Genomic DNA, 23,578 nt, shown 5'->3' on the forward strand with positions numbered 1-23,578 from the left:
GACTCAGTACTTCGGGTCGGCGCCGGTGACCGCGTACACGTCCTCCATCAGGCGGTCGCGTTCGGCCTGCCAGCCGTCGAGCGCACCCGGCCGGCGCGGGTAGCGATTGTAGTGGCCCATCAGGTCGTCGGCGACGTTCTTCGTCTGGTAGAACTGGTAGATCTCCTCCCAGAAGCCGTAGGACTCCTTTGCGGTCTGCGCGATGAGGCGCGGACCGAACGAGGTGGTCCCGGAGTAGAGCGCCTCGGCGAGTTTCTCGCCCGGCAGGCGGGCCAGCAGTCCCGTGAGGCCGTTCACGTCGATGGCCGTCGAGAGGATGTTGTACACGTCGAGGCCGGCGTAGCGGGCGCCGAAGTGGTCCATCACGCGCTCGTTGTAGTGCCAGAGGGCCGCCTCGCTCACGTCGCCCTCGCCGATGGCGCGGACGGCCTGTTCGCCCGCGTACTTCCCGGCGTAGGCGGCGCCGGCGATGCCGCCGCCGGTGGTGGGGTTGACGTGGCCCGCCGAGTCGCCGACCGCGACGAATCCGGGGGCGACGGCGGAGTCGTAGGGGCGGCGCGTCGGCAGGGCCGCGCCGAGTTTGTCCGTCACCGTCGCGTTCTTGAACTCGGGTCGCGCCCGGAGGTCCTTCTTCAGGTCGTCGACGAGTTTCATCGGTTCCTCGGTCATCTGGAAGCCGAGGCCGGCGTTGATGGTCGTCTCCGTCCGCGGGAAGTACCAGATGTAGCCCGCGGCGACCTCGGCGGGTTTGAACACGAGGGCGTCGGACCACTCGACGGGTTCGTCCACCTCGACGACCTCGCGGTAGGCCGAGCAGAACTGCGAGTAGGAGACGTTCGTGTCGAACGTCACCTCGGAGAAGTCGGCCTTGTCCTGCAGGAGCGAAAGCGCGCCCGCACCGTCGACGGTCACGTCGGCCTCGTACCGGACGACGTCGCCCTTCCGCTTGGCGCGGACGCCCGTCACCTGTCCGTCGTCGTCCTGCGTCACGTCCTGGACGACGGTGTCGTAGTGGAACTCCGCGCCCGCCCGTTCGGCGCCCTCGATGAGGCGGCGGCCGTACTCCCAGCGGTCGATGACCGCGAGTTCGCCCGGCACCGGGATTTCGAGGACGGAGTCCTCCTGCGGAATCTCGAAGCGGCCGTGGTCGACGTCCGTGTTCGTGAACGCGGGCTGAATCTGTTCTTTCGGGATGGCGTCGGGGAATGCGTTGGCTCCCTTCAGCGCGTCGCCGCAGGCGATGTGTCCCGCCTCCTCGGCGGTCTTTCGCTCGATGACGACGACGTCGAGGCCCTCGCGGGCGATGGTCGCGGCGGCGTAGCACCCGGCCGTGCCGGCGCCGACGACGGCGACGTCGTACTCGTGGGTCGTGCTCATTGGTTCGGACTCTCGCGGGCGCGCGGAAAACTCTTTATTTGTCGTTTCCCCGGTGGCTCGATTCGGCGCCGGGAGGGACCGTCGGAGAACGGAGGGCGGTCGCCTCGCACCGGCGACTCAAAAGAACAGGTCGTCCGCGTCCGGTATCGACGCCGCCGCGTCGCGCCGCCACTCGCCGTCGAACTCCGGGAACGCGGCCAGTCGCGTCTCGTTCCGCCGGATCTCCCGTTCGATGCGACGCGCGAAGGCGTCGATGTCAGCGTCGAGTGAACTCACGGCGCGCCGTTCGGACCGCGGGCGCATAGGTGATTCGCTACGCCGCGTCGCCGTCCGGGTCCCGCACGTCGCCGCCGAACACCATCTCGGCGCCGTCGCCGGCGTCGGCGTCGGTGTCGACGTCGATGTCGGTGTCAGCCTCGGCGCCGTCGATGATGACCGCGTCGTCTCCTCCTTCGGTTCCGTCCGGCAGACCGCCCTCCGAGCGGTCGCCGTCGAGAATCTCCGCGCCGTCCGCTGCTGGGCCATCGACGGCAGCGCGTCGAACGGCGTCTCGCGGTCGCATGGGTGCCGGTCGCCGAGTCGACGGTTAACTCTCCCGCCCCGGTTACCGCGTTTGAGAACCGTGCGATCCGGCGGAGGGGTCGTCGCCGGACTCAGTCGTCGCCGGACTCGTAGTGGTCGCCCGCGGCCGCCGGGGTGCGCGTCCGCCCGAACAGCGCGAGGACGACGATGACCGTCAGGTAGGGGATGGTTCGAACGAGCGGTTGCGGGATGTCGAACACGTCCCGCGCCTGCAGCGTCAACTGCAGGGCGTCGAGACCGGCGAACAGCACCGTCGAGAGGAACGCGCCGACCGGGTTGTAGTTGCCGAACAGGTAAGCGACGATGGCGATGAACCCCTTGCCGTTGACCATCGTCGGCCCGTTGCCCGTGAACTGCCCGAGGCTCAGCGAGAGCGCCGCGCCGCCGACGCCCGCGAGGACGCCCGACAGCAGCACGGCCGCGTACCGCACGTGGTGGACGTCGACGCCGGCCGTGTCGAGCGCCTTCGGGTTCTCGCCGCTCGCGCGGACCCAGCGGCCGAACGTCGTCCGGTTGATGACGTACCACGAGAGGGCGACGGCGACGAACATCAGGTAGACGAACGGCGTCGCGTTGAACAGCGCGCCGAAGAACGGAATCTCCGAGAGCACGGGAATCGTCAGCGTGCCCACCGTCTCGACGCTGGTCGTGTTCGGCCCGCCGTACACCACCTGCGAGGCGAACGGCGCGAGTCCGAGCGCGATGAGCCAGACGGCGAGGCCGGCGATGATCTGGTCGGCCTGGAACTCGATGCAGACGACGGCGAACAGCGCCGCGAGGACCGTGCTCGCGACGACGCCGCCGAGGACTCCCATCCAGGCGCTCCCGGTGACGTCGGCGAGGTAGACGCCGCTGAACGCCGCGATGATGAGGAGCCCTTCGAGGCCGATGTTGATGACGCCGCTCTTCTCCGCGAAGATGCCGCCCAGCGCCGCGAACGCGATGGGAACTGAGAGGCGGAGCGTCGCCGCGAGCGTGCTCTGCGCCGTCAGGATGTCGAGCAGTCGGCCGGCGTCGGACTCGGGGGCGAGGAGGCCGGCGACAGCGAGGACGACGAGGCCGAGGGCCGCGGCGCCGACGACGATGCGGCGCCACGGCAGGTCGCCGCCGAAGCCGATGCCGCCGAGCGAGTCGTTACTCATCGCGCTCACCTCCCGAACCGCCGTCCGTAACCGGTTGAGGACCCGAGTCGTCCTCGAACGTCCACACGCGCCGTCCGATCATCCGGAAGAACTCCGGCATGGCGACGAACAGGATGATGAGACCCCGGAGGACGCCGACCAGTTGCGGCGGCACGTCCGTGCCGACGTCGACGACGATGGAACCGCTCTTGAGGACGCCGAACAGGAGCGCAGCGAAGCCGACGCCGAGGGGGTTGTTCCCCGCGAGGATGGAGACGGTGATGCCGTCGAAGCCGTACGAGGGGACGCCGGTCTGGAAGTTTCCGAGTATCATGAGCACGTACACCGCGCCGCCGAGGCCGCCCAGCGCACCCGACAGCGCCATGCTGGCGACGACGGTGCGCGGCGCGTCGACACCGCCGTACTCGGCGGCCTCGGGCTGAATGCCGCTCGTCCGAAGGTCGTAGCCGAAGGAGGTCCGTTCGAGGAAGACGTAGATGCCCACGAGGACGGCGACGGCGAACAGGAAGGCGAGAAGCGAGAAGTCGTCGCGTGGTCTGAACACGGTGCTCGGGAACACCGCGTAGTCCGGGAGCGGCACCGTCTGCGTCGCGGCGCTCTCGGGGTCCGCGAAGTGGTCCTGCACGAGGAACAGCGCCACCGAGGTGGCGACGAAGTTCAGCATGATGGTCGTGATGACCTCGTTCGCGTCCGCGTAGGCCTTCAACAACCCCGGAATCGCGCCGTAGGCGCCGCCGAAGACGGCGCCGACGAGGAGGCCGAACGGGACGAGCAGCAGCGTCCCGAGCAGACCGCTGACGAGCGGTGACGCGGCCAGCACGGCGACGGCCGTCGCCAGCGCGCCGACCACGAGCTGTCCCTGCGTTCCGATGTTGAAGATGCCCGCGCGGAAGGCGACGGCGACGGCGACGCCGGTGAACATCAGCACCGTCGTCTCCGACAGCGTCGTCGCGAACTGCCCGTTCAGCGGGTCGGTGAAGACGTTGCCGAACGCGCCGAGGAACAGGCGGTCGTAGACGGTGATGGGATCGTAACAGAATCCGACGCCGAAAAAGGAGGTGGCTGCCGTCCCGCACGTCGTCATCCGCCCCGCGGCGAGGATGAGGACGAACCCGACGGCGATAGAGAGGAAGAGCGCCGCGGCGCTGATGAGGAACCGTTCGAACGCCGAGGCGCGGACGAGTCGTTCCGCGCTGTCTCGGAGATTCACGACCGCTCACCCGCCACGTTCGTGTTCGCCGCGTCGTCGGCGTCAGCGTCCGCGCTCGCAGCCGCGTCGTCCGCGACGGCGGCGCGCTCGTAGGAGTCGGGGTACTGGCCGGCCATCAGCAGGCCGAGTTCCTCCTCGGTCACCGTCTCGGGGTCGACGACGTCCATCAGTTCGCCCTCGTACATGACCGCGAGGCGGTCGGAGAGCCCCTGCACCTCGTCGAGTTTCGAGGAGACGAGGAGGATGCCCCGGCCGTCGTCCCGCAGGTCGAGCAGTCGCTCGTGGATGAACTCGGTCGACCCGATGTCGACGCCGCGCGTCGGGTGCGTGGCGACGACGAGCGAGGGGTCGCGCTCGAACTCGCGGCCGACGATGAACTTCTGCTGGTTCCCGCCGGAGAAGGAGTGGGCCTCCGCGTCGGCGTTCGGCGGCCGGACGTCGTAGCGTTCGATGACGTCCTCGGCGTGTTCGCGCGAACGCCCCCAGTCGATGCGACCGCTCTCGGCGAACGGCGCCCGGTGTTGGCTCCCGAGAATCGCGTTCCCGACGAGGTCGAAGTCCATCACGAGGCCGCGCTCCTGTCGGTCCTCGGGGATGTAGGCCATCCCCTCGCGGATGCGGCGGCGGCGCGACCAGTCGTCTATCGGTTGCCCCTCGAAGGAGACGGACCCGGCCGTCTGCTCGCGGAGGCCGGTGACGGCTTCGACGAGTTCGGACTGTCCGTTGCCGTCGACGCCGGCGATGCCGAACACCTCGCCCCCGCGCACGTCGAACGACACGTCGTCGACGACGTCGACGCCGCGTTCGTCCTCGACGCCGACGTTACGGACGGAGAGCACCGTCTCGCCGGGCGAGGCGGGCGGTTTGTCGAACTGCATCAGCACCTCGCGGCCGACCATCAGCGTCGCCAACTCCTCGCGGTCCGTCTCGGCGGTGGGCAGCGACCCGACGTTCTTCCCGTTGCGGAGGACGGTCACCTCGTCGGCCGCTTCGAGCGCCTCGCCGAGTTTGTGGGTGATGAAGATTATCGTCTTGCCCTGCGCGGTGAGTTCTTCGAGGACGACGAACAGTTCCTCGACCTCCTGCGGCGTCAGTACCGCCGTCGGTTCGTCGAGGATGAGGACGTCCGCGCCGCGGTAGAGCGCCTTCAGAATCTCCACGCGCTGTTGGACGCCGACGGAGACGTCCTCGATGCGCGCGTCGGGGTCGACGTCGAAGCCGTAGCGCTCCGAGAGGTCGGTGACCTCCTCGCGGGCGCGGGCGCGGTCCACGGCGAGGCCGCCCCACTTCCGCGGTTCGTTTCCCAGGGTGATGTTCTCGGCGACGGTCATGGGGTCGACCAGCATGAAGTGCTGGTGGATCATGCCGACCCCGGCGTCGATGGCGTCGCGCGGCGAGTCGAAATCGTGCGCCTCGCCGTCGAGATACACCGTTCCTTCGGTCGGTTCGTACAGGCCGTAGAGGACGTTCATCAGCGTGGTCTTCCCGGCCCCGTTCTCGCCGAGAAGCGCGTGCACCGTCCCGGACTCTACGGTGAGGTCGACGTCGTCGTTGGCGACGACTCCCGGGAACCGTTTGGTTATCCCGTCGAGTCGGACCGCTGGTGGCATTGTAGGTGAAATGAGTGAGGAATCGTTTATCTCCGCCGATTCGGTTCAGACGTTCGAGGGGTCCGTGGGCACGGAGACCGACCCGCCGACGACCTCTTCGCGGGCGGAACTGACGGCGTCTTTGACCGCGGACGGAATCTCCGATTCGAGCGTGTCGCCGTAGACGAGGTCGACCCCGTCCTCCTCCAGTCCGAGCGTCGTGACGGCGCCGCCGTCGAACGAGTCGTTGGCGACGGCCTCGACGGAAGTGTACACCGCCGTGTCGACGCGCTTGACCATGCTGCCGAGGATGATGTCCGCGTACGACGGCTTCGTGACCGACTGGGCGCGGTCGACGCCGATGGCGAAGTTCCCGTTCTCCTGTGCGGCCTGGAACACGCCGGTCCCGGTGTTACCGGAGGCGTGGAAGATGATGTCGGCGCCGCTGTTGTACATCGCGATGGCCGCCTCGCTCCCGGCCGTCGGTTCGTTGAAGCTCCCGACGTACGTCGACTGGACCTCGATGGAGTCGTCGACGTACTTGACGCCGGCGGTGTAGCCGGCCTCGAACTTGCCGATGAGGTCGCCCTCCTCGCCGCCGACGAAGCCGACGACCTTCTCGTCGGGTTTTGTCGACCCGCCGCCGGCGCTGAACTCCATCGTCGTGAGTCGCGCGGCCATGACGCCGGCGAGGAACGAGCCTTGGTGCTCCTCGAACACGTAGCTCGACACGTTGTCGGCGTCGACGGCGCTGTCGACGATCATGAACCGCTGGTCGGGGTAGTCCGAGGCGGTCTGCGAGAGGGCGTCGGCCTGCAGGTAGCCGATACAGCTAACGAGGTCGTACTCCGGGTTGGTCGAACTGGCGAACTGCTGCTGGAAGTTCTGGAACTGCGAGACGGAGTCGGGTTGCGCCTCGTCGTACTGGACGTCGAACTCCTCGGACGCCTGCTGGATTCCCTGCTGGGCCTGGTCGTTGAACGACCCGTCGCCCAGTCCGCCGGTGGCGTACACCATCCCGACGTTGATGGTCCCCTGACTCGACCCCCCGGTCGACTCCTCGCCCGTCCCGGTCCCGGTGGACTCGCCGTCGCCGGACGTCTCCGTGCTCTCCGCGGTCGTTCCGTCGCCCTCGCTCGTGGGACCGCCCGAACAGCCGGCCAGCCCCGCGATACCTGCCACACCCGTCGCCTTTAAGAATCTCCGTCTATCCATAGTTGTGGACACCTATTCACATAACCGAGGAGAGGCGGGCATAAGTGCGTCGCTTCCGGTCTCATCCCGGACGCGAGGCGCCCGTATGCGGACGAACGCGCCCTCACCGGGAGAAATCGACCACGTCCGTACAGTTACGCGGCCGCGTCGACGGCCGCCGCCACCACGTCGGTGACGGCGTCGACGAACGCGTCCACGTCGTCGGCCTCGGCGTACACCCGGACGTACGGTTCGGTGCCCGATGGGCGGACGAGCGCCCACGAGGCGTCCGCGCGTTCGATACGGACGCCGTGTTCGGTGTCCACGTCGGCGTCGGGGAACGCCTCGGGGAGCGTCTCGGAGACGCGCGCCATGGCGGCCTGTTTGGCCTCGTCGGGACACTCGACGCTGACTTTCCGGTAGGGACGCTCGGTGACGGGTTCGCGCAGGGCGTCGAGACCCTGCTCGGCGACGAGTCGGGTGAAGACGGCCGCGGAGGCGACGCCGTCTATCCACCCGCCGAGTTCGGGGTGGACGTGCTTCCACGGTTCGGCGGCGAACACCACGTCGCCGCCGGCGGCCCGCGCCGACGCGATGCCCTCGTGGAGGGCGCCGAGGCGGACGCGTTCGACCCGGCCGCCCGCCGCGCGCACGCGTTCGTCGATGCGGCCCGAGGCGTTCGGCGTCGTCACGACCACCGGGTCGTCCGCATCGGCCTCGCGCACGAACTGCTCGGCGAGGATGGCCACGACGGTGTCCTCGTGAACTACGTCGCCGTCCGCGTCGACGACGACGATGCGGTCGGAGTCGCCGTCGTGGGCGATGCCGAAATCGTAGTCGCCGCCGGGTTCGGTCTCCTCGTCGGCGAGGAACGCGCGGAGGTCCGAGAGCGTCTCGGGCGTCGGCTTCGACCCCCGGCCGGGGAAGTGGCCGTCCACCTGTCCGTTGAGGGTGACGACGCGCGCCCCCAGTCGGCCGAGCACCTGCGGCGTTCCCAGCGCGGACATCCCGTTGCCGCAGTCGACGACGACGTTCAGTCCCTTCGGGTCGGCGCCGAACTCGCGGGCGTACTCGGTGACGGCTTCGCGGTAGTCCGCGAGGACGTCGACGGACTCGCTGTCCCCCCACAGTCCCCACGGCGCCGAGTCGGGGTCGGCGGCGACGCGCTCTTCGACCCCTCGTTCGAGGTTCTGGTCGTACTCCTCGCCGTCGACGAACACCTTGATTCCGTTGTCCGCTGGCGGGTTGTGCGAGGCGGTGAGCATGATTCCGCGCCGCCCCTGCGAGGCGAACGCGAGCGCCGGAGTCGGGAGTTTCCCCGCGCGGCGGACGTCGGCGCCGGCGGATTCGAGGCCCGCCTCGGCGGCGGCGGCGAGGGCCGGCCCCGTCGTCCGGCCGTCGCGCCCGACGACGACTTCCGCCCGCCTGTTCGACTCCACCGCGTCCAGACCCACCGCGCGACCGACCGAGAGCGCCAGTTCGGGCGTGACGCGCGTCACCGCGTCCCCCCGAATTCCGGCGGTTCCGAAGAGTTCCATACGGGCGACTCGGCGGCCCGTCACTTAGATGGCTTCGATTCTCGGGGACGGTCGCGCGGATTCTGCGGGTTCCGCGGCCGGCCGATACTTGTCGGTGGCCGTCGTACCGCCGCCCATGAGCGACGAGCGAACGCGCGCCCACGTCTTCGTCACCGGCACGGTGCAGGGCGTCTACTACCGAGCGAGCACGCGCGACGCCGCCCGAGAACGGAACCTCGACGGCTGGGTAAAGAACCTCGACGACGGCCGCGTGGAGGCCGTCTTCGAGGGACCCGCCGATTCGGTCGAGGAGATGGTCGAGTGGTGTCACACCGGCAGCGAGGCCGCCGAGGTGAAATCCGTCGACGTCGACTACGGCGACCCCGAGGGCGAGTCGGGGTTCAGAATCGAGTGGTAGCGGGGCGAACGAAGTCGCGGACGGTCGGCGACGACGCCGACAGCTAAGTCGCTGCGGGTCGCTCGGACCCTATGGGACGCCGTCCGAGAATCGACCGCGGCGGGTTCGGAGTCCTCGCATACGTCTACGCGTTCGTGACGTTCGTCGGTCTCCTCCTCACCACCGGCACCGGCTATCTGCTCGTCCGCGGGCCGTTCCTCGGCGGAGCGCTCTTAGAACCGACCCCGTTGCTGGGCGCTCTCGCCGGGTTCGTCGTCGGCGTCGTCGTCTTCGGGTGGGGCGCGACGCGCGCCGCGGACGTCACCCGATTCTGACTGCTCGCGGTCCGCGCGGCGACTCAGAAGCCGAGCATCTCCAAGACGTCCTCGTGGGCCTCGCCGTTCGAGGCGAGGATGCCGTCGCTGTCGTGCCGCCAGCGGTTCCCGTCCAAGTCGGTGACGGTGCCGCCCGCTGCGCGGATCATGTGGACGCCCGCGACGGTGTCCCACGGATGCGCCTGCCCGATACCGAGGGCGGCGTCGATGGACCCCGCGGCGACCATCGCGAACGTCACCTGCGCCGACCCGATGCGCCGCATGTCGCCCAGTTCCTCGAAACAGGTCTCGATGACCGACATGTACTGCCCGCGGTTGTCGTCGTCCACCTTCAGCGTCGGCGAGACGACGAACCGCTCGGGGTCCGTCTCGTCGCTCACCGTCGTCTCCTCGCCGTTCTTCCGGAAGGAGTCCTCGTCGGCGACGAACGTGTGCCCGACGGCCGGGCGCGTCACCGCGGCGGCGACGGGTTCGGCGTCGCGGACGGCCGCCACCGCCTGACACCACGCGGTGAAGCCGTGGAGGTAGTTCGACGTGCCGTCGATAGGGTCGACGATCCAGGCGTCGCCCTCCTCGGGGGCCTCCTTCGGGGTGTCGCCCTCCTCGCCGACGACGACGTCATCGGGGTAGTGCTCGCCGATGACGTCGAGTATCTCGTCCTGCGCGGCGGCGTCCGCCTCGCTCACGACGTCCGTCTTCGAGGTCTTCTCTTCGGTCTCGATGTCCTCTTCGAACATCCCCATCGCCACGTCCGCGCCTGCGGCCGCCGACTCCTCGGCGACCGTCGCTCTATCAGTCATGTTTGGGCAGTCGCCGGCGACCGAGAAATAGCCTCGGGCGTCGGGTCGCCTATCCACGAGTCGGTCGTCACCGACCCTCGCGGTTCCGGCCGCCGTCGGTGGTGAGGCGGTCCGATCCCGACCCTGAATCTGCGTCCGCATCCGTGTTCGCGTTCGGCGGTTCCCCGCCCATCGGCACGTCGGGGCTCTCGTTGGCGAAGCGGTCCCAGATGACCAGCGCCGAGGGGAGGACGACGAGCGACGCGAGGAACGAGTAGACGATGGAGATGGCCGTGAGCACGCCGAACTGTCCGAGCACCGAGAGCAGCGAGAGGACGAGGACGCCGATACCGAACGCCGTCGTGAACATGCTGCCCATGAGCGCGCCGCCCGTGCCGACGACGGTCCGCCGCAGCGCCGTGTACAGGTCGGCGTCCTTCCGTTCGTCGACGAAGCGGTGGACGACGTGGACGGAGTAGTCGATGCCCAACCCGATGGTGAGAGAGAGGATGGTCGCGGTGAACGCGTTGAACGAGATGCCCAGAAGGCGCATCGTCGCCGCGACGCCGGCCACCGAGACCACGATGGGCAGGAGGTTGGCGACGGCGATGGAGGGCAGGCCGTCGAGGACCCAGTAGCTGAACACGAGGAACACCACCGTCCCCCCGAGGGCGAGGGCGAGACTCGTCACCGCGGAGTTGAAGATGAGGTCCGACACCGCCTGGAAGACGACGATGTTGCCAGTCGCGATGGCCTCGTACCGGAAGCGCTCGGCCATCTGCTCGCCGTCCTCGGTCGCCTCGACGTCCGACACGTCCGCCGAGACGGTGTAGACGACGCGGGCGCTCCGGTGGTCCTCGGCGAGGTACCGGTCCACCTGCGAGGACACCGGCGACGTCTCCAAGTAGTCGTATATCTCCCCGAGGTCGTCGTCGGGGATGCCGTTGCCGTTCGCGTCGTTCCGGGCGACGAGGCGGGCGAACTCGGGGTCCTGCTCGGCGTAGTCGCGGATGACCGTGACGACGCTCGTCGACTCGGCGCGGCCGTCCTCGACGACGAACGAGTCCGGCGGGTTATCGCCGGCGCGGTGAAGTTCTTCGAGCGCTGAGTCCTGCTCCATCGGCCGCTCGACGTATATCGTGACCGACCCCCCCTGCGAACTCGTGAAGCGCTCTTCGAGGAAGTTCAGCGTGGCGACGACGGAGTAATCGCCCGGCGCGAACGGTTCCGGCAGCGACCGGAGGTAGGAGGGCACCTCCTCGGGCGGCAGGAAGTCCTCTTGGGTGAACGAGGTGTCGACGCCCGTCGCATAACCCGCCGCGCCGGCGGTGAACAGGAGGGTCACGAGGACGAACAGCACGGGGATTCGGTCGGCGATACCGACGCCGACGGAGAGCACGTCGCCGAGAGAGGACCCCTCGCGTCCGAGCGGTCGCTGACTGAACGTCGGAATCGGCCACGACTCCTTGCGGCGGTCCATCCACACCTTCGCGGCGGGGAGGAACACGCCGAAGATGAGAAACGTGAACGTGATGCCGACGCCGGCGACGACGCCGAAGTCGCGGATGGGCGGGAGGTCCGATGCGAGGTTCGAGAGGAAACCGATGACGGTAGTGCCGGTGACGATGAAGAAGGCGACGAGCAGTTGGTCGGTCGCCGCGCGCATGGCGTCCTCGATTCCCATCCCCGTCTCGCGGTCTTCGCGGTAGCGGTTGATGGCGTGGATGCCGAAGTCGATACCCACCGCGAGGAGGAGCGGCGGCACCGCGATCATGATCTGGTTGAACGGGATGCCCGCGAGGCCGAGGAAGCCGAACGTCCAGACGACGGCCATCGCCAGTGCGAACGTCCCCAACAGGAGGTCCAAGAGGTCGCGGTAGGCGACGACGAGGAAGAGGACGATGAGGATGACCGCCGCGGGCGTCACGATGAGCAGCGAGTCGGTGATGACCGCGCCGAACTCGTCGGCGACGATGCCGCTGCCGAAGACGGTGATGTCGCCCGGACCGGCGTCGACGATGCGCTGGACCCGCTGTTGGATGGGGGTGAGCGGGCTGTCGCCGGACTGGCCGGCCGAGGAGGACACCTCGGTCGGCAGCGAGTGCTGAATCACGCCGATGGTGGCCGACGCCGAGGCCGACCGGGCGTTGAAGTCCTCGCTCACCGACCCGGTGAACGCCGGGTTGTCGGCGTTCTCGCGAACTGCGGCGGTCACCTCGCCGTCGGTTGCGCGTTCGAGCGCCGTCACCTGCTCGTCGAGCGTCGTCGCGTTCGGGTCCAGCGTCCGCGCGACGACGGCGGCCGCCGAGGAGGTGCCGCTGACCCGCAGCGTCGGCTTCTCCTCGACGCGCTCCTGCGTCCTGAGCATCTGCAGCATCGACCGCCGCGAGAGGACGTTCTGCCCGCGTTGGATGAGTTGCGTGCTCCCCGTGTCCTGTCCGAAGACGGGGAGGAACTCCTGGTTCACCTGGTCGAGCGCGTCCTGCGCGGGGATGTCTTCCGCGAACTGCGAGGTGCCCGCCTCCGTGGAGACGTTCCCGAGGCCGACGGCGAAGAGGGCGGTGAGCACGAAGAACGCGAGCATCACCTGCCCGGGTCGCTCGACGATGTGGTCGTCGACCCAGTCGACGACGCCCTGATAGTCGTACGCCATCGGTCAGTTCCGCCGCTCCGGACGGCGAGTGGGAGCGCCGGCGTCGAGGCGGGCGGCGGTGTATCGGACGCCTCGTCCGGGGCGCGCGAGGCGTCCGACGGACGACGGGCGACGGTTCGGTGACATGGGGACTGAGCGCCCGCGTTCGACGGTCGCCGGTGCGGGCCGTACCGGCTGTCGTGTGGCTCTCATTCGCCCCGCCACATATAAATCGTGGGACGGTCGCCCGCGGCGTCGGTCGATGCGGTGCGAGGCGACGCGTTCCGTTCAGGCGGGGGCGACGTATCGGTTCGACAGGTGCGAGAGGACGTCGTCGACGACGCGGGGGTCGTACGTCCAGAAGCCGCGGAACACGTTCTGGTCTCGTTCCTCGGCGAGGAGCGCACACTTCGAGGCGTCCTCGCCGTCGCCGTCGTAGACGACGAACCACGTCGCGGCTATCTCCTCGTCGTCGACGAGGTGGACGGTCGCGCCGTCGAGCGTCGGTGCGTCGCCCTCCGGGACGGCGTAGACGTGGATGTCGAGGTTCTTGCGCGCGAGGCGGCGGTACACCTCGGCCTGTCGTCGCAGGGCGGACGCGCGCTGAAACCCGGCGTGGAGCGTTCCGCTGCCGGACCGCCACGCCCGGTCCTCTATCTCCCGCGACGCCGACACCATCCGCGCGCCGTCGTAGGAGGTGAACGTCGTCCGGTCGATGCGCGTCAGCACGTCCGAGAGGGCGGCCTCGAACGCCTCCGGCGTCAGCGGCGCCGAGAGGGCGGAGCAGTCCGTCCGGACCCACGACCCGTCGCCGTCGGTCAGTTCGGCGGTCCCCGACAGCGACTCACCTCCGTCCCGGCGCTCGACGGTCAGCGGGTACGGCGCGAGATACTCCCGCACCTGTTCGAGCAGTCGGTCGGAGACGGGTTCGTAGAGGACGAGCGTTCGCTCGCGTTCGCCCACCGCGGCGACGATGTCCCGCAGGCTCATCTCGTACGGTCGAGACGGTCGACCCGGATATACGTTTTCCCGAGAAGCACCGACATACAGCCGAGAGCGGCGGTTTCACGCCTCCGACAGGGCGTCGACGACGACCCACGCCTCGACGAAGTCGCGCTCTTCGACCATCGGGTCCTCGCCGTACTCGGCGAGCGTCTCGCGCGCCTCGTCGAGGAAGCCGGCCTCCTGTGCGCGCTGGTCGGGGGCGTCGCGCGTCGCGTTCAACAGCGCCTCGAAATCCTCGCGGATACTGAACGACGCCCGCGCGACGTTACAGCGCGAGAGCGGGTTCAATCCCATCGCGACGAGGTCGGTGACGAGGTCCCAGTCGCTCTCGCAGAAGTGAATCGACACCTCGCCGACGATGTCGTGCCACGCGACGGACCCCGAGTGCTTCATCTGGGGCACCGCCCGCGGCGGCACGTCGATTCGGGCGACCGTGTCCCGGTCGTCGCAGAGACAGCAGGGCTGTTCGGTCTTCCCCGTGTACATCGACGGCGCTAGGGTTCCCGACGGTATGGGCGTTCTCCCCGCGGCGAGAACCGGCGACGGAGAGAGGGAAATCGGGAGCGCCGGCGCTCGCGGGCGGGGAGCGGCGGAGGCGGAAACGGAGACAAAGACGGAGACGGACGCGCGGCGCGGTCAGTTCTTCAATCGTCGACGGCAGGCGTCGACGAAGGAGTTGATGTTGACGTCGGCGTCCCGGTCCAGGGCGACGAACACCTCGGCGTCCTCGCCCAACGGGAGCCTGAGCCACAGCGAGTGCTCGAAGCCGCGGACGACGAACCGCTCGCCGTCGTCGGTCCCCTCCAACTGCTCGTTCACCGTCGCGTCGCCGGCGCTGAGCGCCTCGATGACGGCGGACAGCGAGCGCGAGTCGCACGACTCGCGGACCTCGTCGTTCGCGGCGAACGCGTCGGAGTCGTCGCCTTCGCGGACGAGGGCGAACCGAAACGTACCCGGATACTCCTCGGAGAGAAAGTCGACCAGCGGGGGGTAGGGGAACGCTCCCTCCTCGACGAACGTGACGGAGACGGGGCCGGACTCGGACTCCCCGTGGAGTCGGACCAAGGCGGTCCGACCCCGGTCGGTGAGGCCGTAGAGTCGCCCCTTCTGTTGGGACTCGGGCACCAGGAGTTGGACGACTTCTCGCTCTCGGAGTTCCGAGAGCGCCCGAGAGACGTGCGGCTGTGCGAGCTCTAACTCCGACGCGATTCGCGACGGGAGCTCGGGTCCTTCCTCTTCGAGGAACTCACAGACGGACGCTCTGTACCGCGAACTCGCGATGTAGCCCGCGGTATCCCAAGAGTCAGTCATCGTGCGAGTGTTTCATCCGATTGTACTCGGTCGCGGGCACGGGTATAGTTTTCGCGGAGTGCAGAGATAATTCATCCGAATCGCGACCATCCGACTGTCCCGGTAATGTACGGAATCACACAACGGTCCCAGTTCTCGGCTTCCTCGCGCTCTCGAACGTCGCATGGCCCGACCCGCTCGGCGTCGGCGTCTGAAGGGCCGCTAGCTCTTTGGCTCCGGTCGGCGAAGGGCGAGCGATGAGAGCGAACACGCGACAGCGCCGGGAGGCGCGGTGACGTGGACGGACCGCCGGACGCGTTCGGGTCGCCGTACCGCCTCCTCTCGGGGGCCGTCGTCCCGCGACCCATCGCGTGGGTGAGCACCCGCGCGGCGGACGGGACGCGGAACCTCGCGCCGTACAGTTTCTCGAACGTCGTCACCCCCGACCCGCCGACGCTGCTGTTCTCCGCGTCGGGCACCGGCGACGACCGGAAGGACAGCGCCCGCAACGCCGCCGAGACGGGCGCGTTCGTCTGGAACGTCGTCACCGAGGACGTCGTCGAGGCGATGAACGCGACCAGCGCGACGCTCTCACCCGACGAGGACGAGTTCGACCACGCCGCGGTGACGGCCGCCGACTGCGCCGTCGTCGATGCCCCGCGGGTCGCGGAGGCGGCGGTGTCGTTCGAGTGCGAACTGACCGAGACGCTCGACGTCGGCGCCTCGACGCTCGTGTTCGGCGAAGTCGTTCACGCGCACGTCGACGAGTCCCTCCTCACCGACGGGAAGATGGACACGACGAAACTCGACGCTGTCGGGCGCCTCTCGGGGTCCGAGTACGCGCGCATCGCCGACCGCTTCTCCCTGGAACGACCGCCGTAGACGGCTACGCCGCCCGTTCGGCCAACCGCGCTATCGCCGGGAGCGCCCGCCGACAGACGGGCGCGTACGCCGCCGCGAAGAGGGGAACCTCGAAGGCGACGCGGCACCGTTCGTTCCCGAGGGCGTCGACCCGGTGGCCCGTCGCCGGGACGTGCGCGACGGTCCACGTCCACCGCATCGCCTCCTCGTCGTACTCCGTCACCTCGAACGGGACCCACGCGCCGACGCCGGCGATTCGTACCTCCCCCGTCGCTCCCGGTCCGATTCGGTCGGGGCCGCGGACGGCCGAGACGGACGGCCCCCAGTCGGGCCACGTCCTCGTGTCCGTGAGCACGTTCCACGCCGCCGGCGCCGGCGCGTCGACCATCCGGGCGACGACGAGGCGCCGGCCGTCCGGCGTTCGCTCCACCCGCGTTCGCGTCCGCGCCGCGTCCGAGCCGCGGGTCACCTTTGACTCCTTATACAGACTAGTATGGTACTAAGTGTTATAATCATTTTCAGGGTAACGGTTAAGCTCGCTCGTGGCAGCCGATGACATATGACAGAAGAGCGCGCGAGCATGAAAGAGATAAGCCACACCCCGCCGACGGGCGAGACAGTCACCAACGTCTGGAACCGAGGCCGAAAGCGAGAGGAGACGGAAGTCGACGCCGAGGCGGCGCCCGACTCGACGGTCGCCGCGGACGACTGAACGCTCGGTTCGAAGGACGCCCGTTTCTGCCGTCCGCCGCCGACGGACTGCGGTCTCTCGTCGACCATCGGGACGTTTAACCCCGCGTCTCCCGCGCGTGGGAGTATGAAGGCCACCGCGAAGGCACACCCGATTCAGGGGCTGGTGAAGTACCACGGGATGCGCGACGAGGAGTTGCGACTCCCGTATCACGACAGCATCAGCGTCTGCACCGCGCCGAGTCACACCACGACGACCGTCGAGTTCCGTCCCGATTCGGAGGAAGACACCTACGTCATCGGCGGCGAGGAGGTGACAGGCCGCGGCGCGGAGCGAATCGACGCCGTCGTCGACCACGTCCGGACGCTCGCCGACACCGACGATGCGGTGCGCCTCGAATCCGAGAACTCCTTCCCCTCGAACATCGGGTTCGGCTCCTCGTCCTCCGGGTTCGCCGCCGCCGCGATGGCCCTCGCGGAGGCGGCCGACCTGGGGATGACCCGCCCCGAGATATCGACTATCGCCCGCCGCGGGTCCTCCTCCGCCGCCCGCGCCGTCACCGGCGCGTTCTCGCACCTCTACTCGGGCATGAACGACGAGGACTGCCGCTCCGAGCGCATCGAATCCGAGTTGGAGGACGACTTGCGCATCGTCGCCGCGCACGTCCCCGCCTACAAGGAGACCGAACAGGCCCACGAGGAGGCCGCGGCGAGCCACATGTTCCAAGCGCGGATGGCGCACGTCCACCACCAACTGGACGAGATGCGCGACGCCCTCCGCGCGGCGGATTTCGACCGCGCGTTCGAACTCGCGGAACACGACACGCTCTCGCTGACGGCGACGACGATGACCGGTCCCTCGGGATGGGTGTACTGGCAGCCGAAGACCATCGCCGTGTTCAACGCCGTCCGCGAACTCCGGAGCGAGGAGGAGATTCCCGTCTACTTCTCGGCCGACACGGGCGCGAGCGTCTACGTGAACACGACGGCCGAGCACGCCGACCGGGTCGAAGAGGCCGTCGCGGGGTGCGACGTCGACACCGACGTGTGGGAGGTCGGCGGTCCCGCCGAGGTGCTCGACGAGTCTGAGGCGCTGTTCTGAGCGGGTCTGCGGGGAACGCTCCGCCGACTCGACCTGACCCTCACCACCCCACAGGCTCATTGTCCCGTACTCCTACCCTCCGACCATGCGTGTGCTGGTACTCGGCGCGGGATACGCCGGAGTGACGCTCGCCCGCCGTCTCGAATCGCGCCTGCCCCCCGAAGTCGAACTCGTCGTCGTCGACGAGGACGACACCCACCTCGTGTTGCACGAGGTCCACCGCGTCATCCGCCGCCCCGGACTCGCCGAGACGATTCAGGTCCCCCTCGAAGACCTCTTCGACCGGGCCGAGGTCCGCGTCGCCCGCGTCGACGGCGTCGACAGGGACGCCCGAACGGTCTCGTTCGCGGACGGAACGACGCTCGACTACGACTACGCCGCGATCTGTCTCGGCTCCGCGACGGCCTACTACGACCTGCCGGGCGTCGAGGAGTATTCTCTCCCGCTCAAGAGCGTCGCCGACGCCGACGCCATCCGCGAGTCGTTCCTCGGGGCCGTCGGCGCCGTGCGTTCGAGCGAGACGGTCGACGGCCCCCGCGACGGGAGCATCACCATCGACGTCTCCGACGAGGGCGCGGCGGAGGGGAGTGCGGGCACCGACGTCGCCGACGACCCGAGCGTCCCGGTCGCCGAAACCGGGGGAGTCAGCGCCGTCGTCGGCGGGGCCGGTCTCTCGGGCGTCCAGACGGCCGGCGAACTCGCCGCCGTCGCCGAGGAGGAGGGCGTCGAGGCCGACATCACCCTGATCGAGCAGTTCGACCACGTCGCGCCGAACTTCCCGGAGAACTTCCGCGAGGCGGTGCGCGAGGCGCTGGAAGCCCGCGGCGTCGACGTCCGGACCGGCACGTCGGTCGAACGGGCCACGGAGGATGCGGTCGAGACGGACGCCGGGACGTTCGCCTACGACACGTTCGTCTGGACGGGCGGTATCGCCGGGCAGGCCGCGATGGGCGGCGACCGACCGGTCGTCCGGAGCGACCTCCGATTGGACGACCGCACGTTCGCCGTCGGCGACGCCGCGCGCGTGGTCGACGCCGACGGCGAAGCCGTTCCTGCGTCGGCCTCCGCCGCCCTGCGCGAGGCCCGAACCGTGGCCGACAACCTCGCCGAACTCGTCCGCCACGAGGCGGAGGGCGAGGCGACGGACTTCGCGCCGCGGATGGAGCCGTACCGGTTCGAGGTGCCGGGGTGGATCGTCAGCGTCGGCGACGGCGCGGTGGCGCAACTCGGACCGACCGTCGTCACCGGGGCCGCGGCGAAAGCGATGAAAGCGTCCGTCGGCGCCGGACACCTCAGCTCCGTCGGCGCCGTGCAGAACGCCGCGAACCTGGTCGAAGAGGAACTCGGCTCCTAACTCTCCGACCCCGCCCGCGCCGCCTCGACGACGGCGCGCACCCGCGACTCCTCGACGGGTGCCGTCGTCTCCCCACCCTCTTTCAGCGCCGTGCCGACGACGACGCCGTCCGCCCGTTCGAGCGTCGCGGCCACCGTCTCGGCGGTGACGCCGCTTCCCACCAGCGCGGGGACGCCCGCCGCCTCGGCCGCCCCGGCGACGGTCGCGAGGTCCGAGTCGTCGGTCGGGGCGCCCGTGCCCGACCCGGAGACGACGACGCCGTCGGCGAGGCCGCGGCCGACGACTTCCTCGACGGCGACGTCGAGCGACGTCTCGCGGCCCAGCGGTTCGGAGTGTTTCACGCCCACGTCGGCGAGGACGGCGGCGTCCGCGCCGAGCGATTCGCGAAGTCGCATCGTCTCGTGGGCGCGACCCTCCACGATTCCTTGGTCGGTGACGCGCGCCCCGGCGTGGACGTTCACGCGGACGAACGACGCGTCCGTCGCCGCCGCCACCGAGAGGGCCGCCTCGGCGTCGTTGCGGAGGACGTTGACGCCGACGGGGACGTCCACCTCGCGCGCGACGGCGACGACGACCGCGGTCATGGCGGCGACGGTGTGTTTCGGCACGTCGTCGGGGTAGAAGGGGGCGTCGCCGAAGTTCTCGACCATCACGGCGTCGACGCCGCCGGATTCGAGGGCCGCGGCGTCTTCGAGCGCCGCCGCGCGGACGGCGTCGAGGCCGGCGTCCTCGTCGTGAGTCGGCGCGCCGGGAAGGGCGCGGAGGTGGACCATGCCGACGACGGCGCGGTCGGGCAGCGACAGGGACTGCTCGTGCATACGCGGGCGTCGGCGGGTCGGGACAAAAGCGCACGGACTCGGCGTCGGGGAGTTCGACGGGCGCGAATCGAGGCTCGGGTCAGTTGAACACGCGCGACCCGGAGGCGAGGGCGTTCTCGACGAGGGTGCCGTGCGCCCGGCGGAGTCGTTCGGAGAGGGCCTGGTGGGTGATACCCAGTTCGGCGGCGAGTTCGGAGGTGTCGGTGCCGCGGGGGACCTCGTAGAACCCCCGGTCGAGACCGGCGAGGAGGGCGGTGTACTGCTCCTCGCTCAGCCCGAACGAACGGGTGGCGTCCTCGCCGTCGAGGCTACGGATGCCCTCCAACTCCACGGTCACCCCGTGGTCGGCGAGGAAGTCGAACGTCACGCCGAGGCAGTCGCGGTCCGGCGCAAGGACGCGGAACTTCCAGGCGCCGTCGGCGCCGCGGGCCGAGAGCACCGTCGCGTCCGTCCTGACGAGCGACCCGAGGAGCAGTTCGGCCGTCTCGGTCCAGACGACGCGGAACAGGCCGCCGTCCCCGCCGGCCGAGAGGCGGTCGGCCTCGCGGACCGAGCCGTCGTCCTCGAAGGCCGCGGCCGCGGCCTCCGGGTCCGCGCCCGTCGCGGCGAGGAAGGGGAAGGGGTCGTCCGGGCCGTGGGCCACGACCGGCGGTACCTCGACGGCGAGCGTCGGAATCGCCTCGAAGGCGTCGCCGAGGAGGAAGTCCGTCGCGTCGGCGCTGAGTGTGGCGATGCTCGTCACGGGCCGTGCTACGTCGGGGGCCGGTTTCAAGACGACGGCCGCGTTCGTCCGGTGCGAGTTCGGGTAGCCGTCGAAAAGTGCCCCGAGAGCGTCCGAGGAGCCCGGAAATCCGCCCCTCCGGGCGCCGACGGGCGACAGATACCTCGAACTGCGCCTGATAGCGCTGCCAATAAGCTTTGGCCGACGACGACCCGTCTTTTCTGCTTGCGTCTGCGCGTTCGTTTATCCATCGCCGGAGCCGGTCGAACCCTGCACTTGCAGGCGTGAGACGGGTATGCGCTCGTAGCGAGTATGGAGTGCGATGAGCGCAAACAACGACGCGGACGAGGAGCGAGTGCTCTCAGACCTCGAAGAGATGCGGTCGTGGGCCGAGGAGACCGGGTCGCGCCCGGTCGTCGCCGCCACGTCCGAGGGGTCGCTGGAACTCCGCTTCACGACCGACGAGGACGCGGAGGGTCGCGAACTCGACTGGGAGGAGTTCACCTCGATGTACGAGGCGTCGGACGTGGCGTTCGTCGTGGACGACGGCGACGAAGGAAGACAGCGCTTCGTCGACAAATCCCGCGTTCCGGGCGCGGGCGACGAAGACGAAGACGACGTCCACCCCGACGCGGACCGGCGCGGGACCGACGAGGTGGACCGCGAGACCGACCAGATGGAGCGAGAGGCCCAAGAGGTGAACAACCCGGACAACCACCGCGACGAGGAACCGTTCCAGAGCTAATCCGGGTTCCGCTCCCCGAACCGTCCGTTCTCGCCGTTCTCTCCTCACCTTCGACCCGCGGAGCGGCGCGTCCGCTTCGAGGACGACTCCGGGCGCAGAACGGAGGCCGACGAGAATCGCCGACCGACCGAGGGCGGAGCGGTCGCCTCAGTTCTCGGCGGTGTCGACGTCGGATTCGACGTCGTCGGACGTGCCGTCCGAGGCGTCGGTCGCCTCCTCGTCGGCGACGCGTCCGCCGTCGGCGAGGGCCTCGGGGTTCGACAGGTCCTCCGACATCCGCCGCTCGAACCACTGCCACTCGCGGGAGAACTGGTTGGACTCCTTCAGGTTCCACGGGTCGGGGGTCCGGACCACCGGTCCCGTCCGGAAGGAGTTCACCATGTTGAACAGCCAGATGCCGACGCTAGCCGCGAGAACGAACGCGCCGACGGTCGCAATCTGCTGGAGGAGCGTGAACTCGACGGGGTACTGCGCCGACCGCCGCGGCAGTCCCATCAGGCCCATGAGGAACAGGGGCATGAAGGTCACGTTGACGCCGACGATGCTGAGGACGGCGTGAAGCGTCCCGAGGCGCTTGTTGTACATCCGTCCGGTCAGGAGCGGGTACCAGTAGTACGACGCGGCGAACATCGAGAAGGCGATGATGCCGACGACGATGAAGTGGAAGTGCGCCACGACGTAGTAGGTGCCGTGGACGACGACGTCCACGGGGATGGAGGCGAGGAAGATGCCCGTCACGCCGCCGATGACGAACAGTCCGATGCCGCCGACGAGGAACTGCATCGGGGCTTCGAGGCGGACGTTGCCGTTCCAGAGCGTCGCCATCCAGTTGAACGTCTTGACGGCGCTCGGCACCGCGATGGCGAGCGTGACCACCATGAACGAGGCGCGGAGGCGGGGGTCCATCCCCGTCGCGAACATGTGGTGCGCCCAGACGCCGAACGAGAGCACGCCGATGGCGAGCGTCGAGTAGACGATGAACTTGAACCCGAACAGCTTCCGTCCCGAGAACTTCGGCAGTATCTGGCTCGTCAGCCCGAACGCCGGGAGGACGAGGATGTACACCTCGGGGTGACCGAAGAACCAGAACAGGTGCTGCCAGAGGATGGGACCGCCGGCCTCGACGGCGAAGAACGCCGTCCCGAAGTTGCGGTCGAACAGGAGCATGAGGACGGCGCTCCCGAGGACGGGGAACGCGAACAGGATGAGGCCGCTCGTCGTCAGGAGCGACCACGTGAGGATGTCGAGCGTGGACCAGCTAACCCCCTCGCCGCGTTCGGTGAAGATGGTGACGATGATGTTCACGCCGCCCATGATGGTCGCCAGTCCGGAGAGGTGCAGGCCCAATAGCAGCAGGTCGACCTGCGGGTTGGTCAGTTGGGTGGTCAGCGGCGTGTACAGTGTCCACCCCATCGTCGGCGGTTCCAAGGCGTAGAGGAACTCGACGCGCGGGCCGACGGCGTCGATGACCTTCGCTAACACCTCGGTGAGGAGGCCGGCGCGGACGAGGACGAACGATGGCGGTAAGAGCCAGAAGGCGATGGCGTTGATGCGCGGGAACGCCATGTCCTCGGCGTCGATGAGGAGGGGGAGGAAGTAGTTCGCCAACCCGGTGAACACGGGGGTGACGAAGAAGAACAGCATCGTCAACCCGTGCGTCGTGAACAGGCCGTTGTACGTCTCGGCGTTCCAGACGTCGGTCCCGGGGGTGAACAGTTCCGTCCGGATCATCATCGCGTCCGTCGCCCCCCACATGCCGGCCGCGAGGCCGAACAGGAGATAGAGGATGCCGATGTCCTTGTGGTCGACGCTCGTCACCCATCGCATCAACCCGTACGGCTTGCTGGTCTTGTGTTCGCGGCCGTACAGCGTGCCGACCATGGGCAGTCGGCTCTCGGAGCCGGAGTCGGCGCTGCGTTCGCCGCCGTCGGTTCGACGCTCCTCGGAGACCCGTCGGTCGTCGACCCGGCGTCCGCCGTCGGGGCGTTCTTCGCCGCCGTCCGTCCGGAGCGAGGCGGGGTGTCGGGGCGATTCGGTCGTGGTGGGGTCCGTCGACTCGCGGCGGCGCCAGTACGCCCAGCCTCCGAGGAGGACACTGACGACGGCGAGAAGCGGAACGAGCGGCAGAGACATTATCAACTCGCGCGAGAGGCGCGTGAGAGCGACTTAGGACGGTCCCCACATAAGTGACGAGGCCGTCCCCAGAATCTTGGAACCGTCGGGCGGCGGACCGACGAA

General features: G+C 69.1%; 24 protein-coding genes. 7 read left to right on the forward strand and 17 right to left on the reverse strand.

Annotated features, from left to right (window positions below):
* Positions 1–3: 3 nt before the first annotated feature.
* From NDI76_RS08205 to NDI76_RS08240, 8 genes are all read right to left on the reverse strand, one after another.
* Positions 4–1,377 carry a geranylgeranyl reductase family protein gene (locus tag NDI76_RS08205; protein WP_310923514.1) on the reverse strand — a complete coding sequence of 458 codons (1,374 nt, stop codon included), beginning with the start codon at positions 1,375–1,377 and terminating at the stop codon, positions 4–6.
* A 117-nt stretch (positions 1,378–1,494) separates the two neighbouring features.
* Entirely contained in the window at positions 1,495–1,653 is a 159-nt protein-coding gene (locus NDI76_RS08210; protein WP_310923515.1) for a hypothetical protein, read from the reverse strand.
* Positions 1,654–1,690: 37 nt separating this feature from the next.
* Positions 1,691–1,939 (reverse strand): hypothetical protein, encoded by a 249-nt coding sequence (locus NDI76_RS08215; protein WP_310923516.1) that lies wholly within the window; start codon positions 1,937–1,939, stop codon positions 1,691–1,693.
* Between the two features lie 91 nt (positions 1,940–2,030).
* Positions 2,031–3,101 (reverse strand): ABC transporter permease, encoded by a 1,071-nt coding sequence (locus tag NDI76_RS08220; protein WP_310923517.1) that lies wholly within the window; start codon positions 3,099–3,101, stop codon positions 2,031–2,033.
* On the reverse strand, positions 3,094–4,311 hold the full coding sequence (locus tag NDI76_RS08225) for an ABC transporter permease (protein ID WP_310923518.1): 1,218 nt from the start codon (positions 4,309–4,311) through the stop codon (positions 3,094–3,096). Before NDI76_RS08225 ends, NDI76_RS08220 begins: the two co-directional genes overlap by 8 nt.
* Positions 4,308–5,921 carry an ABC transporter ATP-binding protein gene (locus NDI76_RS08230; RefSeq protein WP_310923519.1) on the reverse strand — a complete coding sequence of 538 codons (1,614 nt, stop codon included), beginning with the start codon at positions 5,919–5,921 and terminating at the stop codon, positions 4,308–4,310. Before NDI76_RS08230 ends, NDI76_RS08225 begins: the two co-directional genes overlap by 4 nt.
* Positions 5,922–5,966: 45 nt before the next feature.
* Entirely contained in the window at positions 5,967–7,115 is a 1,149-nt protein-coding gene (locus NDI76_RS08235) for a BMP family lipoprotein (RefSeq protein ID WP_310923520.1), read from the reverse strand.
* A 134-nt stretch (positions 7,116–7,249) separates the two neighbouring features.
* Positions 7,250–8,632 carry a phosphohexomutase domain-containing protein gene (locus NDI76_RS08240; RefSeq protein ID WP_310923521.1) on the reverse strand — a complete coding sequence of 461 codons (1,383 nt, stop codon included), beginning with the start codon at positions 8,630–8,632 and terminating at the stop codon, positions 7,250–7,252.
* Between the two features lie 115 nt (positions 8,633–8,747).
* Here NDI76_RS08240 and NDI76_RS08245 point away from each other — a divergent pair, with 115 nt between their 5' ends.
* Entirely contained in the window at positions 8,748–9,029 is a 282-nt protein-coding gene (locus NDI76_RS08245) for an acylphosphatase (RefSeq protein WP_310923522.1), read from the forward strand.
* A gap of 71 nt (positions 9,030–9,100) precedes the next feature.
* On the forward strand, positions 9,101–9,343 hold the full coding sequence (locus tag NDI76_RS08250) for a DUF8132 family protein (protein ID WP_310923523.1): 243 nt from the start codon (positions 9,101–9,103) through the stop codon (positions 9,341–9,343).
* Positions 9,344–9,366: 23 nt separating this feature from the next.
* Here NDI76_RS08250 and NDI76_RS08255 read toward each other — a convergent pair whose 3' ends face one another.
* From NDI76_RS08255 to NDI76_RS08275, 5 genes are all read right to left on the reverse strand, one after another.
* Positions 9,367–10,143 (reverse strand): inositol monophosphatase family protein, encoded by a 777-nt coding sequence (locus tag NDI76_RS08255; RefSeq protein ID WP_310923524.1) that lies wholly within the window; start codon positions 10,141–10,143, stop codon positions 9,367–9,369.
* A gap of 67 nt (positions 10,144–10,210) precedes the next feature.
* Positions 10,211–12,775, reverse strand: a complete 2,565-nt coding sequence (locus tag NDI76_RS08260) for an efflux RND transporter permease subunit (RefSeq protein WP_310923525.1) — start codon at positions 12,773–12,775, stop codon at positions 10,211–10,213.
* 267 nt (positions 12,776–13,042) lie between these two features.
* On the reverse strand, positions 13,043–13,744 hold the full coding sequence (locus NDI76_RS08265; protein WP_310923526.1) for a DICT sensory domain-containing protein: 702 nt from the start codon (positions 13,742–13,744) through the stop codon (positions 13,043–13,045).
* Between the two features lie 75 nt (positions 13,745–13,819).
* Positions 13,820–14,245 carry a DUF7960 family protein gene (locus NDI76_RS08270; protein ID WP_310923527.1) on the reverse strand — a complete coding sequence of 142 codons (426 nt, stop codon included), beginning with the start codon at positions 14,243–14,245 and terminating at the stop codon, positions 13,820–13,822.
* Positions 14,246–14,395: 150 nt separating this feature from the next.
* On the reverse strand, positions 14,396–15,070 hold the full coding sequence (locus NDI76_RS08275; RefSeq protein ID WP_310923528.1) for a DUF7522 family protein: 675 nt from the start codon (positions 15,068–15,070) through the stop codon (positions 14,396–14,398).
* A gap of 276 nt (positions 15,071–15,346) precedes the next feature.
* Here NDI76_RS08275 and NDI76_RS08280 point away from each other — a divergent pair, with 276 nt between their 5' ends.
* The gene (locus NDI76_RS08280; protein WP_310923529.1) at positions 15,347–15,931 is read left to right on the forward strand and encodes a flavin reductase family protein; all 585 of its coding nucleotides are present in this window, start codon (positions 15,347–15,349) and stop codon (positions 15,929–15,931) included.
* Positions 15,932–15,935: 4 nt separating this feature from the next.
* Here NDI76_RS08280 and NDI76_RS08285 read toward each other — a convergent pair whose 3' ends face one another.
* Entirely contained in the window at positions 15,936–16,379 is a 444-nt protein-coding gene (locus tag NDI76_RS08285; protein WP_310923530.1) for an SRPBCC family protein, read from the reverse strand.
* 90 nt (positions 16,380–16,469) lie between these two features.
* Here NDI76_RS08285 and NDI76_RS08290 point away from each other — a divergent pair, with 90 nt between their 5' ends.
* The 3 genes from NDI76_RS08290 (at position 16,470) to NDI76_RS08300 (ending at position 19,056) form a co-directional block, all read left to right on the forward strand.
* Positions 16,470–16,622: a DUF7989 family protein gene (locus NDI76_RS08290; RefSeq protein WP_310923531.1), complete on the forward strand. Its 153-nt coding sequence runs from the start codon at positions 16,470–16,472 to the stop codon at positions 16,620–16,622.
* 105 nt (positions 16,623–16,727) lie between these two features.
* Positions 16,728–17,702 carry a phosphomevalonate decarboxylase MvaD gene (gene mvaD / locus NDI76_RS08295; protein WP_310923532.1) on the forward strand — a complete coding sequence of 325 codons (975 nt, stop codon included), beginning with the start codon at positions 16,728–16,730 and terminating at the stop codon, positions 17,700–17,702.
* 85 nt (positions 17,703–17,787) lie between these two features.
* The gene (locus tag NDI76_RS08300) at positions 17,788–19,056 is read left to right on the forward strand and encodes an NAD(P)/FAD-dependent oxidoreductase (RefSeq protein ID WP_310923533.1); all 1,269 of its coding nucleotides are present in this window, start codon (positions 17,788–17,790) and stop codon (positions 19,054–19,056) included.
* Here NDI76_RS08300 and NDI76_RS08305 read toward each other — a convergent pair.
* Both NDI76_RS08305 and NDI76_RS08310 read right to left on the reverse strand, forming a co-directional pair.
* Complete coding sequence (locus tag NDI76_RS08305; protein WP_310923534.1) at positions 19,053–19,874, reverse strand: BtpA/SgcQ family protein; 822 nt, start codon at positions 19,872–19,874, stop codon at positions 19,053–19,055. The two genes, NDI76_RS08300 and NDI76_RS08305, sit on opposite strands and share 4 nt — an antisense overlap.
* A 79-nt stretch (positions 19,875–19,953) precedes the next feature.
* On the reverse strand, positions 19,954–20,616 hold the full coding sequence (locus NDI76_RS08310; protein ID WP_310923535.1) for a helix-turn-helix domain-containing protein: 663 nt from the start codon (positions 20,614–20,616) through the stop codon (positions 19,954–19,956).
* A 301-nt stretch (positions 20,617–20,917) separates the two neighbouring features.
* Between NDI76_RS08310 and NDI76_RS08315 the strand changes: the two genes are divergently transcribed.
* On the forward strand, positions 20,918–21,340 hold the full coding sequence (locus NDI76_RS08315; protein WP_310923536.1) for a hypothetical protein: 423 nt from the start codon (positions 20,918–20,920) through the stop codon (positions 21,338–21,340).
* 147 nt (positions 21,341–21,487) lie between these two features.
* Here NDI76_RS08315 and NDI76_RS08320 read toward each other — a convergent pair whose 3' ends face one another.
* Positions 21,488–23,473 carry a cbb3-type cytochrome c oxidase subunit I gene (locus NDI76_RS08320; RefSeq protein ID WP_310923537.1) on the reverse strand — a complete coding sequence of 662 codons (1,986 nt, stop codon included), beginning with the start codon at positions 23,471–23,473 and terminating at the stop codon, positions 21,488–21,490.
* Between the last annotated feature and the right edge of the window lie 105 nt (positions 23,474–23,578).

The organism is Halogeometricum sp. S1BR25-6, from assembly GCF_031624495.1.
GTDB classification, from domain to species: domain Archaea; phylum Halobacteriota; class Halobacteria; order Halobacteriales; family Haloferacaceae; genus Halogeometricum; species Halogeometricum salsisoli.

What these genes read in the sequence shown, in the direction of transcription:
- NDI76_RS08305 (WP_310923534.1), bottom strand. Translation starts at nt 19,874, where the DNA reads ATGCACGAGCAGTCCCTGTCGCTGCCCGACCGCGCCGTCGTCGGCATG.
- NDI76_RS08270 (WP_310923527.1), bottom strand. Translation starts at nt 14,245, where the DNA reads ATGTACACGGGGAAGACCGAACAGCCCTGCTGTCTCTGCGACGACCGG.
- NDI76_RS08230 (WP_310923519.1), bottom strand. Translation starts at nt 5,921, where the DNA reads ATGCCACCAGCGGTCCGACTCGACGGGATAACCAAACGGTTCCCGGGA.
- NDI76_RS08215 (WP_310923516.1), bottom strand. Translation starts at nt 1,939, where the DNA reads ATGCGACCGCGAGACGCCGTTCGACGCGCTGCCGTCGATGGCCCAGCA.
- NDI76_RS08290 (WP_310923531.1), top strand. Translation starts at nt 16,470, where the DNA reads ATGACAGAAGAGCGCGCGAGCATGAAAGAGATAAGCCACACCCCGCCG.
- mvaD (WP_310923532.1), top strand. Translation starts at nt 16,728, where the DNA reads ATGAAGGCCACCGCGAAGGCACACCCGATTCAGGGGCTGGTGAAGTAC.
- NDI76_RS08300 (WP_310923533.1), top strand. Translation starts at nt 17,788, where the DNA reads ATGCGTGTGCTGGTACTCGGCGCGGGATACGCCGGAGTGACGCTCGCC.
- NDI76_RS08255 (WP_310923524.1), bottom strand. Translation starts at nt 10,143, where the DNA reads ATGACTGATAGAGCGACGGTCGCCGAGGAGTCGGCGGCCGCAGGCGCG.
- NDI76_RS08235 (WP_310923520.1), bottom strand. Translation starts at nt 7,115, where the DNA reads ATGGATAGACGGAGATTCTTAAAGGCGACGGGTGTGGCAGGTATCGCG.
- NDI76_RS08320 (WP_310923537.1), bottom strand. Translation starts at nt 23,473, where the DNA reads ATGTCTCTGCCGCTCGTTCCGCTTCTCGCCGTCGTCAGTGTCCTCCTC.
- NDI76_RS08245 (WP_310923522.1), top strand. Translation starts at nt 8,748, where the DNA reads ATGAGCGACGAGCGAACGCGCGCCCACGTCTTCGTCACCGGCACGGTG.
- NDI76_RS08275 (WP_310923528.1), bottom strand. Translation starts at nt 15,070, where the DNA reads ATGACTGACTCTTGGGATACCGCGGGCTACATCGCGAGTTCGCGGTAC.
- NDI76_RS08260 (WP_310923525.1), bottom strand. Translation starts at nt 12,775, where the DNA reads ATGGCGTACGACTATCAGGGCGTCGTCGACTGGGTCGACGACCACATC.
- NDI76_RS08205 (WP_310923514.1), bottom strand. Translation starts at nt 1,377, where the DNA reads ATGAGCACGACCCACGAGTACGACGTCGCCGTCGTCGGCGCCGGCACG.
- NDI76_RS08265 (WP_310923526.1), bottom strand. Translation starts at nt 13,744, where the DNA reads ATGAGCCTGCGGGACATCGTCGCCGCGGTGGGCGAACGCGAGCGAACG.
- NDI76_RS08315 (WP_310923536.1), top strand. Translation starts at nt 20,918, where the DNA reads ATGAGCGCAAACAACGACGCGGACGAGGAGCGAGTGCTCTCAGACCTC.
- NDI76_RS08240 (WP_310923521.1), bottom strand. Translation starts at nt 8,632, where the DNA reads ATGGAACTCTTCGGAACCGCCGGAATTCGGGGGGACGCGGTGACGCGC.
- NDI76_RS08220 (WP_310923517.1), bottom strand. Translation starts at nt 3,101, where the DNA reads ATGAGTAACGACTCGCTCGGCGGCATCGGCTTCGGCGGCGACCTGCCG.
- NDI76_RS08250 (WP_310923523.1), top strand. Translation starts at nt 9,101, where the DNA reads ATGGGACGCCGTCCGAGAATCGACCGCGGCGGGTTCGGAGTCCTCGCA.